The following is a 15,322-nucleotide window of genomic DNA, read 5'->3' on the forward strand; positions in this document are numbered from 1 at the left end:
CTGCCTGGTGCCTGGCGGATGGGATGCAACACATGGCAAGTTCATTGCGAGCTGGAACGGAGCGCCAGCCGGCTGAAAGATCCCAGACGCGGTCAGTGACACGGAAATCTTCTTTCCCGCTGACGGTGTTTTCGTTGTTTCAAAACGCCACCGACCGAGGGCTACCCCATCGCGATCTGCAGCTTCACATCGCTCGGACGCGCCTCGACAGCGCGATCGAAGGCCGTGATTGCGTCCTCGAAGCTGAACGTCTCTGAAATCAGAGGCTTCAGATCGACACGGCCCGAGCCGAGCAGCGCAATCGAGCGCTCGTATTGGTGCGCGTAGCGAAACACGGTCTCGATGCGGATTTCCTTTGTCGAGGCGGTCGAAACGTCGAAGCCGATCGGATTGACCGGCAGGCCGACAGCAACGATCACGCCGCCCGGTCTCGGCAGTTCCATGATGCTTTCCCAGGCCTTCGGCGAGCCGGAGCATTCGAAGATCACATCAGCACCCCAGCCATCCGTCAGACGCGCGACTTCTTCGACGAGGTTGTTTTCGCGGATATTGATCGGAATCACGCCCTGATATTGGGCGGCGATGTCGAGTTTCGGCTGGGCAAGGTCGGCGACAACCGCGCGGGCGCAGCCGCCGGCAAGAGCAGCGATCGCCACCATCGTGCCGATTGGGCCCGCGCCAAGCACGACGGCGGTATCACCGGGGACGATCTTTGCCTTAGCTGCAGCCTGCATGCCGACGGCGAAGGGCTCGACCATGGCGCCTTCGGCGAAGCTGACATTGTCAGGAAGCTTGTAGGTATAGTTGGCAGGATGGACGACTTCAGGCGTCAGCACGCCGTGGATTGGCGGCGTTGCCCAGAAGGTGACGGCTGGATCGATATTGTACATGCCAAGCCGGCTTGCCTTGGAATTGGGATCGGGAATGCCAGGCTCCATGCAGACGCGGTCGCCAACCTTCAGATGGGTGACGCCGGGGCCGATTTTGACGATCGTACCGGCGGCTTCGTGACCGAGTACCATCGGTTCTTTGACCAGGAAGGGGCCGATCTTGCCGTGGGTGTAATAGTGGACATCGGACCCACAAACGCCGACCGTGTGGATCTTGATCTTCACCTGTCCTGGACCTGTGTCCATCGGTAGGTCGATGTCACGGAGAACAAGTTCATGCTGGCGCTCGAGCACCAGCGCGCGGACTTTTGCCATGCCTGTTTCCTTCCCGTTTGGCCCCCGCGCGGCGCGGGCTTGGAGAAGGACTATAAGACCCGAAGCCTCCGCAATTCAATTGCAATTCAAGGCTTTTGCTCATGAATTGATGATTTGCTCATTCTCTTCAAGCTTGACCGCGAGCAAGTCTTCATCGCTGCGTCCATCGGTGATGGACGGCGTAGATGCAGTTTCGGGCATTTGCCGCAGAATTTGGATGATCTTTATGCGACGCTTATATTTGTCATGGCGTGTTACACTCGAATTTTTATCTGATCCAGGCATATGAACGCAAAGGTACGGTGGTAGCGTTGCAGCAACCGTAGCGGTGCTCGTGTTCGAAGACGGCGCGCCGCCGGCACGTTCCTGCACAAACGACAAGAGAGACTTCATGGACCTTTCGTTGATCATCCGTCCCGAGCACACCTTTATCGGCGTGTCGGTTGCGACGAAATGGAGGGGGCTGCAGACGATTGCGGAAAAGGCCTCTGCCGCCTTCGGCATCGAAGAAAAGAAGATATTGCAAGCCCTGGAAAGCCGCGAAAGCCTCGGCTCGACCGGCATCGGTAGTGGCGTCGCCGTTCCGCATGCCGTGGTCGAAGGGATGACGCATCCCCGTGGCCTGCTCCTACGCTTTGCGCGGCCGCTTGATTTCGAGGCCGTTGACGATGTGCCAACCGACATTGCCTTCGCGCTGTTGTTTGGCGAGGCCAACCGCGGCGAGTATCTGAACGTGCTCGCGGCGATCGCACGAAAGCTGCAGACGCCGGGCGTTCTTGCGGCCATGCGTAAGGCAAGAACGGCAGAAGAGCTCTATTCGGATTTCCTGGCGGACTCGCGCCTTTGACGATCAACGAGGCGGTTGAGCTGCCTAGACGTCGCGGTGCAACCGGATGAAACCTTCGACCCAGGTCATCGCTTTCCTCTTCGTCGTGATATGCCGGCTCAAGCGGTCCTGAGATCCGCGACAACCATGTCGCTGATTGCGATAGCTTGTCAGTCATCTTTTATTTGTATTGGGCGCCGACGGCCCCGGAATTGGCGCCAAACCAAATGCTTCGGCTCCCGAGAAATCTTAGGGGCGAGGCCTAACAGATGTGGGCTTGCCGGGCTCATTTCTAAAGTTTAGCTGCGTCAAAGGAGCAAGCCGATTTCGAAAGGGGGCTTCAAATGGGATGCCATTCCAGCTTCCAGGCTGGAACAGAAACATTCTTCGTTTCATTATACGACCAACTTGGTAGAGTTTCGGCCGCAACGAAGGAGGTTTCCATGCAGTCTATAAGGATCACAAGGCTTCTCGCGGCTGTGGCGCTGGCAGGCAGCGTCGCAATCGGCGCTGTCGCCCCCGCACTCGCGGATCAGACGCTTCTCAACGTATCCTACGATCCGACCAGAGAACTCTATAAGGACTTCAATGCCGCCTTCGCTGCGAAGTGGCAGAAGGACACTGGTGAAGCTGTGACCATCAAGGCTTCGCATGGTGGATCCGGGGCGCAAGCGCGGTCGGTGATCGACGGGCTTGATGCCGATGTCGTCACCCTTGCGCTGGAGGGCGATATCGACGCGATCGCCTCCAAGACAGGCAAGATTCCCGCCGATTGGAAAACGAAGTTCCCGAATAATTCGACGCCCTATACGTCGACGATCGTCTTCCTTGTTCGCAAGGGCAATCCAAAGGCCATCAAGGACTGGGCCGATCTTGTCAAGGACGACGTCCAGGTCATCACCCCCAACCCAAAGACGTCGGGCGGCGCCCGCTGGAACTTCCTTGCGGCCTGGGCCTGGGCAAAGCAGGCCAATGGCGGCGATGACGCCAAGGCACAGGAATACGTGACGAAGCTGCTGCAGCATGTTCCGGTTCTCGATACCGGCGCGCGCGGCGCAACGACGACGTTCGTCCAGCGCGGCCTCGGCGACGTTCTTCTTGCGTGGGAAAACGAAGCTTATCTCTCGCTCGAAGAACTTGGCCCCGACCAGTTCGAGATCATCACGCCGACCTTTTCGATCCGCGCTGACCCGCCGGTCGCCGTCGTCGACGGCAATGTCGACAAGAAGGGCACCCGCAAACTCGCCGAAGCCTATTTGAATTATCTCTACTCGGACGAGGGTCAGAAGATTGCAGCGAAGCACTTTTACCGGCCAACCAAGCCCGAAGTGGCCGACAAGGCAGACATTGCGCGCTTCCCGGACCTGAAACTGGCGACGATCGACGACTTCGGCGGCTGGAAGGTTGCGCAGCCGAAATTCTTCGGCGATGGCGGCGTATTTGACCAAATCTACAAGCCGGCACAATAATAGGTCGCATGAGAGTACATAGCCCCACGCGGTGGCGGTTCAGACGGCCGAGCGTCATTCCAGGCTTTGGAATGGCGCTCGGCCTTACCTTGACCTGGCTCACCCTTCTCATCCTGATACCGCTTTCTGGCCTGGCCTGGCGGTCGAGCGAGCTTGGCTGGTCAAAGTTCCTGGCCATTGCTTTCGATCCTCGCACGCTTAGCGCTCTTCGCATCAGCTTTGGCGCCGCCTTTGCGGCGGCATGCGTCAATGCGGCCTTCGGCGTCGTGCTGGCCTGGGTACTCGTGCGATATCGCTTCCCAGGCAAGCGCATCATCGATGCCATGGTCGATCTGCCGTTTGCGCTGCCGACCGCCGTCGCTGGTATCGCGCTGGCGACGCTTTATGCCCCGAACGGCTGGATCGGCCAGTTTCTGACGCCACTCGGCATCAAGATCGCTTTCACGCCAGTCGGTATCGTTATCGCGCTCGTCTTTGTTGGCTTGCCATTCGTGGTGCGCACTGTGCAGCCGGTTATGGAAGAGATCGACAAGGAAGTCGAGGAGGCCGCAGCAACGCTCGGCGCCACTCGTCTCCAGACGATCTTTCGTGTGCTACTGCCGGGGTTGGCGCCTCCTGTCCTGACCGGCTTCGCGCTCGCCTTTGCCCGCGGCGTCGGCGAATATGGGTCGGTGATCTTCATAGCCGGTAATCTTCCGTTCAAGTCGGAGATCGCGCCGTTGCTGATCGTCATCAAACTTGAGGAATATAATTACGCGGCCGCGACAGGCATCGCGGCTGTGATGCTGGTGATCTCGTTTGCCATGCTGCTGATCATCAACGTCATCCAGAGCTGGAGCAGACGGAGGTATGGTTATGGCGCTTGATACGAGTGTTCAGTCGAAAAAGGTGCGCTCCGCCGTTACCGAACACCGGTTCGCACGTTGGACGCTGATCCTTGCTTCCATGATCTTCCTGACGCTGATCCTGCTTTTGCCGTTATCGGCGGTCTTCGTCGAGGCGTTTCGAAAGGGTGCGGGACCGTTCCTCGAGGCATTGCAGGACGCGGAGACTTTTTCGGCCATACGATTGACCCTTATCGTTGCTGGCGTCAGCGTGCCTCTCAACCTGATCTTCGGCGTGGCGGCTGCCTGGGCGATCGCCAAGTTCGAATTCAAGGGAAAGGCTCTGCTGACAACGTTGATCGACCTGCCCTTTTCGGTCTCGCCCGTCATTTCGGGTCTGGTCTTCGTCCTCTTGCTGGGTGCCAATACCTACCTTGGCCATTGGCTCAGCGCCCACGACATCAAGATTCTGTTCGCCGTGCCCGGCCTGATCCTGGCCACGATGTTCGTCACCTTTCCTTTCGTGGCACGCGAACTGATCCCGCTCATGCAGGAACAGGGAACCGGTGACGAAGAGGCAGCACTTTCGCTCGGTGCCAGCGGGTGGCAAACCTTCTGGCATGTGACTTTGCCGAATATCAAGTGGGGTCTGCTTTACGGCGTACTGCTCTGCAACGCCCGCGCCATGGGCGAGTTCGGCGCCGTGTCGGTCGTCTCCGGTCATATCAGGGGACAGACGAACACCATGCCGTTGCAGGTGGAAATTCTCTATAACGAGTACAATTTCACCGGCGCGTTCGCCGTTGCCACCCTGCTTGCCTTGCTTGCGCTCGTAACCCTTGTCTTGAAGACGCTGCTCGAGATGCGATACAGCGAAGAAATCGCCGCCAGCCGGCGGCACTGAAGGAATAAGAATGGAAGTTCGCGTACAAAACCTGCGCAAGGAGTTCGACCGCTTTCCGGCGCTTCACGACGTCTCGCTCGACATCCGCTCCGGTGAGCTGATTGCGCTGCTGGGGCCGTCCGGATCCGGCAAGACGACTCTGCTACGCCTTATCGCGGGTCTCGAGAGCCCGACGGAAGGATCGATCTTTTTCGGCGACGAGGACGCGTCGAAGAAGACCGTGCAGCAGCGCAACATCGGCTTCGTGTTCCAGCACTATGCCCTCTTCCGGCATATGACCGTGCTCGATAACGTCGCCTTTGGCCTCAACGTACGCCATGGCGCGCGACGCCCGCCCAAGGCGGAAATCCGCAGGCGAGCACTGGAACTTCTCGACCTTGTTCAGCTCTCGGGTCTCGAGAAGCGCTATCCGGCCCAGCTTTCCGGTGGCCAGCGCCAGCGCGTTGCGCTCGCGCGCGCCATGGCAGTCGAACCGAACGTGCTCCTGCTCGACGAGCCTTTCGGCGCGCTCGACGCCCAGGTGCGCAGGGACCTGCGCAAATGGCTGCGCGAAATCCATGATCGCACCGGTCATACGACAGTTTTCGTCACCCATGACCAGGACGAGGCAATGGAATTGGCCGACCGCGTCGTTGTCATGAGCCAGGGCGCGATCGAGCAGGTCGGAACACCCGATGACGTTTATGACAGCCCGAACTCGCCTTTCGTCTTCGGCTTTGTCGGACAGTCCAATTGTCTCGACGTGAGGGTCAATGGCGGCGAGATCTGGTTCGAGGACCGGCCGCTCGGGCTGATTGCCGCAGGCGAAGCGGATGGGGACTCGCAGATCTATTTCCGACCGCATGACATCGAATTGCGCGATGGCTGTGGCGGCTGCATCGCCGGCTTGCTGACGACGAGCCGGCGCGTTGCCGGCACGCGCCACATCGAGGTTGATATCGGCAAAGGGCATCCGCCGATCGAGCTGGAACTGTCGCCGGGGCAGGCCGGGACCCTCGATCGCAGCAGGATCGCCTTTCGACCGACACGATGGAAATTGTTCCGATAGCAGTGCGACAAGTCAACGCTCGCGTCTTCTGCGCTCCGAATCAGCTCGCGATGGCTCGCTGATTCGCCCGTAATGCGCGCTTGGCATCCCCGCAGCTGGTCAGAAATACCGTCGATTTCAGTGGTGGTGGAAGCGCGAATCGGCCTGCCTAGGCGGGTAAAAGGCGGCCAAATCAAATTGTGATACTAATTGGGTTTGAAATTTACCAGAAACGCAGTTAGAAAAGCGACCACTTAATCGAGAAGGGCTTACTACACCAAATAGGGGGCACCTGCCATTGAGGGCGCATCTAGCGTTGGGAAAATCTCTCGCCGGGATCTTGATTGCGGGCGTGGCGGCTGCAGGCTGCACGACCGCACAACAACCGGCTCCAAAGGTGGTGAGCCAAGCCACCAAGTCCAAGAATGCGGCGCAAGCGGCGCAGTCGACCAAAGTCACCTTCAATTACACCGCCAAGGATCGCGATTGCCTGAAGCGGGCAATGTACTTTGAATCCGAGCATTCGGATCGCGACGGCTACATGGCGGTCGGAACGGTGGTCATGAACCGCCTGACCTCGGGGGCCTATCCCGATTCAATCTGTGGTGTCGTTGCTCAACAGAGGCAGTTTGCGCCTGGCGTGATGACGCGCGAAGTCGAGCCGATGGCCGAGATCGAACTGACCGATGCTGCCGACGCAATCTTGCGTGGCGAACGACATCCAGGCGTCAAGGACGCGATGTTCTTTCACACGGACGGCCTGACGTTCCCGTATCGAAATATGCATTATGTGACGATTGCCGGCGGCAATGCGTTCTACGAGAAGCGCGGCCGGGATGGCGAGCTGCAAACGCCGGCACCGCTGCCCTCATATGAGGTTGCAATGAACTATCTGCCTGGCCAGAGCATGATGCCGGCGCAGTTTTCGGCGCTTGTTCCAACGACCGTCCCGGTGCCGATCCCCATGCCAGGCCCTGTGGCGACCTTGGGAACGGAACCGGCCGTTCCAGCACCGACGGAAGCAGTGGTGCCCGTCAGTACGGAGGCGGTGATCCCGGTCGCCATTCCGACGCCGAGACCAGACCTGAATAGTGCCGTGTTGCGCGGCAGCCTCGCCCACGGCTGAGGCTGCTTCCTATTTTGCCCTGTTTCCATCCGTGTCGAAGACGTGCAGGTGTTGCGCGGGGAACGACACGTTGACCGTCGGACCTGATGTCAGCGCGGCCCGATCCAGCGTGAAGATCTTGAACGGCAGGCCGTGCAGCGACAGATGCAGGATGAGGCCAAATCCGGTCGGCTCGACCAGTTCGACGTTCGCGTTCAAACCGTCCCGATCGGTAATGACCACATGCTCCGGCCGAATCCCCAACGTGACCTTGGTACCGTTTGGCAGCGACAGCGGCGTAGCCAGCGGCACGACCGTCCCGTCCTTCAGGCGGACACCGCCGTTTTCATAGGTTGCGTCGAGGAAATTCATGCCCGGCGAGCCGATGAAGCCGGCAACGAAAAGGTTGGCAGGACGATCGTAAAGTTCGAGCGGGCTGCCGACCTGCTGGACGACGCCGCCATGCATGGCGACGATCCGGTCGGCCAGCGTCATCGCCTCGATCTGGTCGTGGGTGACGTAGATCGACGTCGCCTTGAGATCGCCATGCAGTTTCTTGATCTCCGCGCGCATCTGTTCGCGCAGGCGGGCGTCGAGGTTCGACAGCGGCTCATCAAAAAGGAAGGCCTTCGGCTGGCGCACGATGGCGCGTCCCATGGCGACGCGCTGGCGCTGGCCGCCCGAAAGCGCCTTTGGACGGCGTTCGAGCAGCGGGTCGAGGCCGAGCTTGGAGGCTGCAGCCCCGACGGCGCTTGCGATCTTTTCTTTCGCCGTTTTTCGCAGCTTCAGGCTATAGCTCATGTTGCCGGCGACATTCATGTGCGGATAGAGCGCGTAGGACTGGAACACCATGGCGATGTCACGATCCTTCGGATGCAGTTCGTTGACGCGATTACCGGCTATGCGGATCTCGCCGCCGGTGACGTCCTCAAGGCCTGCGATCATGCGCAGCAAGGTGGACTTGCCGCAGCCGGATGGACCGACGAGCACGACGAACTCGCCGTCCTTGATCCTCAGGTCGACGTCGTGCAGCACCTTGACGGGGCCGTAGGCCTTCTTGACGTTCTGGATATCGATCGATGCCATTTGATTAACCCTTGACCGCGCCGGCCGTCAGGCCCTGGACGAGATAACGCTGGATGAGCAGGAAGAAGAGACCGGCCGGGATGAGCGCGAGCACGCCCGCCGCCATCATCTGCCCGAAGTCCACGGAGAACTTCGAAACGAAGGTCAAAAGCCCGACCGGGAAGGTTGCTGCGTCGTTGCCGTTGATCAGCATGAGGGCAAAGAGCAGTTCGCTCCACGCGGCGGTAAAGACGAAGCCGAGCGTTGCCGCAATACCAGGCAGCGTCAGCGGCAGGATGATCTGCCGGAAGGCGGTAAACTGCGTTGCGCCGTCGATCATCGCCGCTTCCTCGAGATCCTTCGGGATGCCATCGAAGAACGACTGCATCAGGAAGGTGGCGAAGGGCACGTTGAAGGCAGTGTAGACGACGACAAGGCCGGTGAGGCTGTTCGTCAGGTGCAGTGGCGTCAGGATTTTGAAGATTGGCGCAACCAGCATGACAAGCGGAAACATCTGGGTCAGCAGCATCAGCGCGACGATCCAGTACTTGGCCCGGAAATTGAACCGCGACAGCGCGTAGCCGGAGAGCGAAGCGCAGATCGTCACGACAACGGCTGTCGAGGCCGACACGACCAGACTGTTCTTGAAGAAGGTCGGAAAGGCACTGTGCTGGATGACGAAGGAATAGTGTTCCCAGGTCGTCCGCGAAGGCCACATCCGGACCCCCTCGGTATAGAGAAGGTCGTTCGGCGTCACCGACACCTTGAGAAGCCAGTACAGCGGAAACAGCGCAAAAACGATGTAGCAGAAAATGGCCAGGCGATGGGCGATGGTGGGGAGAATGGATCGCTTCATGGCGTCAGTCCTTGTTCAGCAGGGTCTGCCGCAGCAGGATGATCAGCATCGAATAGGCAAGCAGCAGCACCAGCAGCACTAGCGCGATCGCCGAGGCGTAACCGAAGTCCAGGCGCTTGAAGGCCTGCGTGAAGATGTAGCTTGCGACGATCTGTGTGCGGTCGGCCGGCCCGCCGCCGGTCATGACAACGATCAGGTCGGCGAAGTTGGACACCCAGACCGTGCGCAAGAGCACGGTGATGGCAATGGTTGGTGCGAGAAAGGGCAAGGTGATCGAACGGAAACGCTGGAACCAGCCAGCGCCGTCGATGGAGGCTGCCTCGTAAAGATCGCGCGGGATTGCCTGGAGTGCGGCAAGCAGCGTGATTGCGAAGAAGGGGATGCCCCACCAGACATTGGCGATAATTGGTCCCCACATGGCATGTTGCGGATCGGAGAGGATGTTGCCGGCCTCGCTCATCAGGCCGAGCGCAAACAGCCAGTGCGGGATTGGCCCGATTACCGGATTGAAGAGCCACGCCCAGTTGAGGCCGGCAAGAAAGGACGGAACAGCCCAGGGCAGGAAGACGAGCGCCTGCACGACGCCCCTGCCCCAGAACGGCTTGTCGAGCAAAAGCGCGAGAATGAGGCCGAAGACGAATTGCAGCAGGACGGAGGCGCCTGTCCACCAGAGCGTATTTTTTAATGCACCATAGAAGGCTGCGTCTTTCGAAAGTGCTCGAAAATGCTCAACCCCGACAAAGCCGCCCGAAAACGGATTGAGCAGCTGGATGTCGCGAAACGCGTAAGATACCCCGATCACCAGCGGCACCAGCATGACCGCAATGATCAGGATCAGCGATGGCGCGCTGTAAAGATAGGGTTCGCAGGCATCGGCGACGCGCTTCAGCCAAGGGCGTCTGTCCTGGCGCCTGTCCAGCGTATCGGCAGTCATGGTCATCAGGCAAAAATCCGTTTCGCGGCGCGCTTTGCGCCGCCGCATGACATGAAAGAGGCGGCGGACAGGTCCGCCGCCGGTGGTCCGTTACTTCTTGGCGAGGAACTTCTGCTGTGCCTTGGTCAGATAGTCTGCCCACTGGTCAGCGAGCTCCTTCGGCGTGATGTCGCCGAGAAGCGCCTGCTGCGTCGTCTTGATGGCGAGCGAGTCCTTGAAGAAGGCGAACTCCTCGAGGTAGGTCGGCATCACCGTCGGAACGACGTTCGGATCGGCCAGTTCCTCGAACCAGCCCTTGAACTGCTCGCCGGCATAGAAGGGATCCTTCTCGGCCGATGTGTGGACCGGGAGCGCACCCGTCCGCTTGTTCCACTCGATATTGCCTTCCGGACCCTCAAGCGTTTCGATGAGCTTCCAGGAAAGGTCCTTGTTCTGGCTCGTCGTAAACATCGACCACCCGGCAAAGCCGATTGTCGTGAACGCCTTGCCTGCTGGGCCGGTCGGCATCTTCGTCACGCCGAAATCATCCGGCTTCATGCGCTGGGCGATGGCGATCAGAGCGTCGGGATCCTGGTCGAGCATGGCGCAGGTGCCCGAATAGAAGCCTGCGACGGTTTCATTGAAGCCCCAGTTGACGCTGTCCTTCGGCGTCAGGCCCTTCTTATAGAGGTCGACGACCCATTCGAGACCCTTGACCCAGCCTTCGCTGTTCATCGTCGAGGTGCCGTCCTCGTTGAAGAACTTGTTGGAACCGGCCATCGTCGCGCCGAACATCACCCAGCCGTTCAGGCCGCCTGGACCACCGCGAAGGCAGTAGCCGGATTTGCCTGGGAGCTTGGAGACCTTTTGCGAGGCGGCGACAAAATCGTCGAGCGTCTTCGGCGGTTCGGCAACGCCTGCTTCCTGGAAGAGCTTCTTGTTGTAGAACAGCGCGCGCAGGTAGAAGCCGTAGGGCAGCATGTAGGCGGTGTTCTTAACGTCGCGGCCGAGTTCAAGCGCGCGCGGCGTCAGGCCCTTGGTGTGCTCCCACTTGGCAAGGTAGGGCTCGAGGCTTTCAAGCATGCCATTGTTGGCATAGAGCGACAGCCAGGTGTCGGGCATTTCCATCACGTCTGGCGTGTCGCCGGCAGAAACCATTGTCGCGAACTTCTGGAAGGCTTCGTTCCAGGGCAGCGAGATGATGTCGACCTTGGTGCCGGGATTTGCGGCTTCGAACTTGCCGACGATCGACTTCAGCGTCTCGGTGCGTTCGGGGCTGGTGATGACCTCGACCAGTTTCAGCGTGGTATCGGCAAGCGCCGTACCGGCCATCATCGTGGCGAGTAGAGTTGCGGTGATCAGTGTTTTCATGCTTGCTCCCCTTTTTTCAGGTTTTTCAGGTTTCGAACGTTACGACGCGACCTTCAGTGCCGCCTCGATGTCCTTCCACAAGGCCTCGGTTCCTTCGAGGCCGACGTGAAGGCGTACGGACCGCGCATGGATCCCGAAGGTATGCGCGGAATTCGGCTGTGCCTTCTGCTGAAGCACGACCTCGCCTGGTACGATCAGGCTTTCATGCCCACCCCAGCTCACGCCCAGCTTGAAGAGCTTGAGGTGATCGGCGAAGGCGCGAATATCGATGCCTTCGCGGAATATGAAGGAAAACAGGCCTGACGTGCCGTTGAGGCCGGCAGGCAGGCGGTTGGCAAGGCCCGGATGGCAGACAGTCTCCACCATGTCGAGCTCCTGCAGACGCTTGGCGATCGTCATCGCGGCTGCCTCATGCGCCCGCATGCGGATCGGCAAGGTACGCAGGCCGCGGATCAAAAGCCATGCATCGAACGGTGACAGCTTGCCGCCGAGATAGGGATAGGCCTCCGCCTTGATGCGCGCGATCATCTCCTTCGAGCCGGCGACGACGCCAGCAACGACGTCGCTGTGACCGCCGAGATATTTGGAAGCCGAATGGATGACAATATCGACACCGAGCGAGATCGGCTGCTGGAAGTAGGGGCTTGCCCAGCTGTTGTCGATCATGGTGACGATGCCATGCTTGCGGGCGAGTGCGGCAAGCGCGCCGACGTCATGGGCTTCCATAACCCAGCTCGTTGGGCTTTCCATGTAGAAGACCTTGGCGCCAGGCAGTGCCTTTGCGACGCCTTCCTCGTCGCGACCATCGACATAGGTCACCTCGACCTTCATCCGCTTCAGAATGGTGCCGAACAGTCGGAAGGCATCGGGATAGACGTGCTTGACCGCAACGATCCGGTCGCCCGGCTCGACGAAAGACAGCACCGCCGAGGAGATTGCAGCCATGCCGCTTGCAAAGCCGAGCGCATCTTCGGCTCCCTCGAGCTTTGCCAGCATTTCCTCGAACATGCGAACGGTCGGGTTGAGGCCGCGCGTATAGATCGGGCGCACCTTCTCTCCGCGATAGGAGGAGATCATGTCGTCGTAGTCGGAAAAGGTGAAAAGCGAAGTCTGGAAAATCGGCGGCACAACCGCTTCGGCGAAGTTTCCTTCGTCGTGTGCGGTGATGAGCGATGCAAGATCGAACGCGTCTGCGCCGTTATTCATTTGGACATTTCCTTGATGTCTTCCTCGACAACCTCGAGGATTTTCAATGTCTCTTCCCGCGCGGCGTCGGGGTTGCTGGCGGCGATCGCGTTGAAGAGCGTACGGTGAAAGGGAAAAGAGCGGCGAGCGAAATCCTCGCGCTCGAACGGGTGCTCCCAGAATTGCCAGAAGGTCTCGCGCATCTGCTCGAGAAGCTGGCGAAAGAGCGGGTTATGGGTCGCGTCGTAGATGGCAAGGTGGAAGGCGAGGTCTTCCGGGCCTGATGTGCCTTTCTCGATATGGACGCGCTCCATCTCGTTGAGGTTCTGCTCGATGAGAACGAGATCCTTGTCGGTCCGCTTTCTTGCGGCAACCATGCACGCCTCGCATTCGATTCCGCGGCGCACCTCCAGCGTTTGCAGCAGCACGTCGCGCAGATGACCTGTGTCGAGGGAAAGCGGCATATGAATTGTCGCCTTCGAAACCGGTTTCAGCAAATAAGTGCCGCTACCCTTGCGGGTTTCGATAACGCCGAGTGCCTGGAAGTGACGGATCGCTTCGCGGATCGTTGAACGGCCCACCATCAGCGCTGCCATCAGTTCGCGCTCCGCCGGCAGCCGATCGCCGGCCTTTAGTTGCGCGCTTTGAACATAGTCGGCCAGCGCATCTGTTACCTGACGCGCCCGATCGATCGCCGGAAGCGGCCGGATAATCGGCCTCTCGTTGCCTGATGCCTTCATGGTTCCCCAGATTATTATTAGGCAGCTGACCTTTAAATTGGTCTGACATCTTAGCATTTCGCAAAGATCTCTCGGCGTCAAGCTGCCTTGAAGTCGAGTTCTTCTCCACGATGCTGGCGAAGTCGGTTGGCGTAACGGTACCGGATTCGAACTGGTTCCGATTTCCGACCTCGTCGGCATCGAGCCAGGCCTCCTCAAGGGAGGTGACCATGCGCTGGCTGTGAAGCAGTTTGATCGCGGGAAAAGTGCGGATTCCGGGGCACGGCGGCATTCAGGAAGGCGGCGGCGCTTTGCTTTTTCTCGTTCGCCAGGATCTGGCCAAAGGCGACGCGGGAGGCCTTGTCAACGCAGACGTGGACGAACTCCCAGCCGGCGCCGCCTTTACGGGACGTACGGCCATTACTTTGGCCGGTGCGATCGATGCGATGGCCGATGCGGTCGAAACGGCCGCTTCTTGATATCGATGTGGATCTTGTCCCCCCGGCGCGTCATGCTCATATCGACGCACCGGCTCTGCGGGTTCAGATCCTTCAGCAGCGACAGTCCGGCCCGCCAGCATCCGGCTCCCGTCGCCTGCTGGACGGCGACCATACGTGCAATGTGCTCGCCCGTGAGGCGCTGGCGCCGTAACGCAACGATCGGGTCGACCGCTGCATGACGGTGCATTGGGACTGTGCCTGGGCCGCGGCGAGCGGTCGCGCATGCCGGGCACGGCCTTCGATGACCGCGAGCGCCATTTCCCCTCAACGCAGCGGCGTCAGACGGGCATTCTTATGGATGTTCATTCGGGTCCCTCCGACGAATCGGAAGCGTGGTAACTCCGGTCTCCTCGGTCGGCCCGAATGGACAACTATCGAAAGCTCACATCTAGAGCGGCGGTCATCGACTGATCGTACGCGACGACTTGCAGCGAATGCCGCAAGTCGTCGCATTTCAGGCGGCCTTCTCGGACAGGGCAAGCGTCCGGTAGGCGATGAGGTCCTCGATCGTGATCAAATGCAGGCCGTGTTTCTCTGCAAATTTTTCCAGTTCCGGCAGTCGCGCCATGGTGCCGTCGTCATTGGCCACCTCGCAGATCACGCCGGATGGGGAAAGCCCTGCAAGCTTCGCCAGATCGACAGCGGCCTCGGTATGGCCGGGCCGAGACAGCACGCCGCCCGGATGTGCCCGCAGCGGAAAGATGTGGCCAGGCCGTGCGAAGTCATTCGGGCGAGTATCCTGTCTGACCAGCGCCCGAACTGTTGCCGCCCGGTCAGCCGCCGAAATGCCGGTGGTCGTTTCTGGGATAAAGTCCACGGAGACAGTGAACGCGGTCTTGAGCATCTCGGTGTTGCGCGGAACCATCAGCGGAATCTCTAGCTCGTCGAGCCGGTCGCCTTCCATGGCGACGCAGATCAGGCCTCTGGCGTGGTTCATCATGAACGCGATCGCCTCGGGAGTAATCGCGTCGGAGGCGATGACCAGATCGCCTTCGTTTTCCCGATCACGGTCATCAACGACCACGACAATCTCGCCGCGAGCAATCGCGGCCGCAGCTTCTTCAATCTTTGAAATTGCCACTTTCTTGCCTTTCAAGGGTTAGCCACCGGAGCGGCGAGCATGGCCGGTTAAAGCCACAATTTTCCCTTGGGCGAACAAGCATAGGAAACGCCGCTTAAGTGGCGTCCACAGCATTGTTCTCTTCCATCCGGACTATACCGTCGGCTCCGGCATCGCACCGGATCTGCTGACCCTTCCTTTCGGAAGGCGCTCGCGGGCTCCGAGTTGCCTCGATACCGCCGGTGGGGAATTGCACCCCGCCCTGAGAACAAACGTAACATAGACATTGGATG

General features: G+C 59.8%; 15 protein-coding genes, 1 pseudogene and 1 riboswitch. Of the genes and pseudogenes, 6 read left to right on the plus strand and 10 right to left on the minus strand.

Going from position 1 to position 15,322, the window contains the following annotated elements; translation table 11 throughout:
- Positions 1-161: 161 nt before the first annotated feature.
- Both ATY80_RS06305 and ATY80_RS06310 read right to left on the minus strand, forming a co-directional pair.
- On the minus strand, positions 162-1,205 hold the full coding sequence (locus ATY80_RS06305) for an NAD(P)-dependent alcohol dehydrogenase (RefSeq protein WP_088691621.1): 1,044 nt from the start codon (positions 1,203-1,205) through the stop codon (positions 162-164).
- A gap of 99 nt (positions 1,206-1,304) precedes the next feature.
- The gene (locus ATY80_RS06310; protein WP_088691622.1) at positions 1,305-1,598 is read right to left on the minus strand and encodes a hypothetical protein; all 294 of its coding nucleotides are present in this window, start codon (positions 1,596-1,598) and stop codon (positions 1,305-1,307) included.
- Here ATY80_RS06310 and ATY80_RS06315 point away from each other — a divergent pair.
- The 6 genes from ATY80_RS06315 to ATY80_RS06340 all read left to right on the plus strand — a co-directional run bounded on the left by ATY80_RS06315 (position 1,597) and on the right by ATY80_RS06340 (position 7,381).
- Entirely contained in the window at positions 1,597-2,052 is a 456-nt protein-coding gene (locus ATY80_RS06315) for a PTS sugar transporter subunit IIA (protein WP_088691623.1), read from the plus strand. The genes ATY80_RS06310 and ATY80_RS06315 overlap by 2 nt on opposite strands.
- 422 nt (positions 2,053-2,474) lie before the next feature.
- On the plus strand, positions 2,475-3,500 hold the full coding sequence (locus tag ATY80_RS06320; protein WP_088691624.1) for a sulfate ABC transporter substrate-binding protein: 1,026 nt from the start codon (positions 2,475-2,477) through the stop codon (positions 3,498-3,500).
- A gap of 8 nt (positions 3,501-3,508) precedes the next feature.
- Complete coding sequence (gene cysT / locus ATY80_RS06325; RefSeq protein WP_088691625.1) at positions 3,509-4,366, plus strand: sulfate ABC transporter permease subunit CysT; 858 nt, start codon at positions 3,509-3,511, stop codon at positions 4,364-4,366.
- A complete protein-coding gene (gene cysW / locus ATY80_RS06330; RefSeq protein ID WP_088691626.1) occupies positions 4,356-5,228 on the plus strand; it encodes a sulfate ABC transporter permease subunit CysW in 873 nt (290 codons plus the stop codon). The genes cysT and cysW overlap by 11 nt, the downstream gene beginning before the upstream one ends.
- 10 nt (positions 5,229-5,238) lie before the next feature.
- Positions 5,239-6,276, plus strand: coding sequence for a sulfate/molybdate ABC transporter ATP-binding protein (locus ATY80_RS06335; RefSeq protein WP_088691627.1), 1,038 nt, complete (start codon positions 5,239-5,241; stop codon positions 6,274-6,276).
- Between the two features lie 277 nt (positions 6,277-6,553).
- Positions 6,554-7,381 carry a cell wall hydrolase gene (locus ATY80_RS06340; protein WP_088691628.1) on the plus strand — a complete coding sequence of 276 codons (828 nt, stop codon included), beginning with the start codon at positions 6,554-6,556 and terminating at the stop codon, positions 7,379-7,381.
- 9 nt (positions 7,382-7,390) lie between these two features.
- On the opposite strand, the gene ugpC is transcribed toward ATY80_RS06340, so the two are convergent.
- From ugpC to ribB, 8 genes and pseudogenes are all read right to left on the minus strand, one after another.
- Positions 7,391-8,446: a sn-glycerol-3-phosphate ABC transporter ATP-binding protein UgpC gene (ugpC, locus tag ATY80_RS06345; RefSeq protein ID WP_088691629.1), complete on the minus strand. Its 1,056-nt coding sequence runs from the start codon at positions 8,444-8,446 to the stop codon at positions 7,391-7,393.
- A 4-nt stretch (positions 8,447-8,450) separates the two neighbouring features.
- Positions 8,451-9,281: a carbohydrate ABC transporter permease gene (locus ATY80_RS06350; protein ID WP_088691630.1), complete on the minus strand. Its 831-nt coding sequence runs from the start codon at positions 9,279-9,281 to the stop codon at positions 8,451-8,453.
- Between the two features lie 4 nt (positions 9,282-9,285).
- A complete protein-coding gene (locus ATY80_RS06355) occupies positions 9,286-10,221 on the minus strand; it encodes a sugar ABC transporter permease (RefSeq protein ID WP_088691704.1) in 936 nt (311 codons plus the stop codon).
- An 84-nt stretch (positions 10,222-10,305) separates the two neighbouring features.
- Positions 10,306-11,565, minus strand: coding sequence for a sugar ABC transporter substrate-binding protein (locus tag ATY80_RS06360; RefSeq protein ID WP_088691631.1), 1,260 nt, complete (start codon positions 11,563-11,565; stop codon positions 10,306-10,308).
- Between the two features lie 39 nt (positions 11,566-11,604).
- Positions 11,605-12,771: a PLP-dependent transferase gene (locus ATY80_RS06365; protein ID WP_088691632.1), complete on the minus strand. Its 1,167-nt coding sequence runs from the start codon at positions 12,769-12,771 to the stop codon at positions 11,605-11,607.
- Positions 12,768-13,490 carry a FadR/GntR family transcriptional regulator gene (locus tag ATY80_RS06370; RefSeq protein WP_088691633.1) on the minus strand — a complete coding sequence of 241 codons (723 nt, stop codon included), beginning with the start codon at positions 13,488-13,490 and terminating at the stop codon, positions 12,768-12,770. Before ATY80_RS06370 ends, ATY80_RS06365 begins: the two co-directional genes overlap by 4 nt.
- Before the next feature lie 260 nt (positions 13,491-13,750).
- Positions 13,751-14,227: pseudogene (locus ATY80_RS29480) on the minus strand (IS481 family transposase); the annotation flags it as partial.
- A 196-nt stretch (positions 14,228-14,423) separates the two neighbouring features.
- Entirely contained in the window at positions 14,424-15,050 is a 627-nt protein-coding gene (ribB, locus tag ATY80_RS06385; protein ID WP_088691636.1) for a 3,4-dihydroxy-2-butanone-4-phosphate synthase, read from the minus strand.
- Positions 15,051-15,161: 111 nt separating this feature from the next.
- Positions 15,162-15,303: riboswitch (FMN riboswitch) on the minus strand.
- Between the last annotated feature and the right edge of the window lie 19 nt (positions 15,304-15,322).

It is taken from the genome of Rhizobium sp. R711, assembly GCF_002211365.1.
GTDB lineage: Bacteria > Pseudomonadota > Alphaproteobacteria > Rhizobiales > Rhizobiaceae > Rhizobium.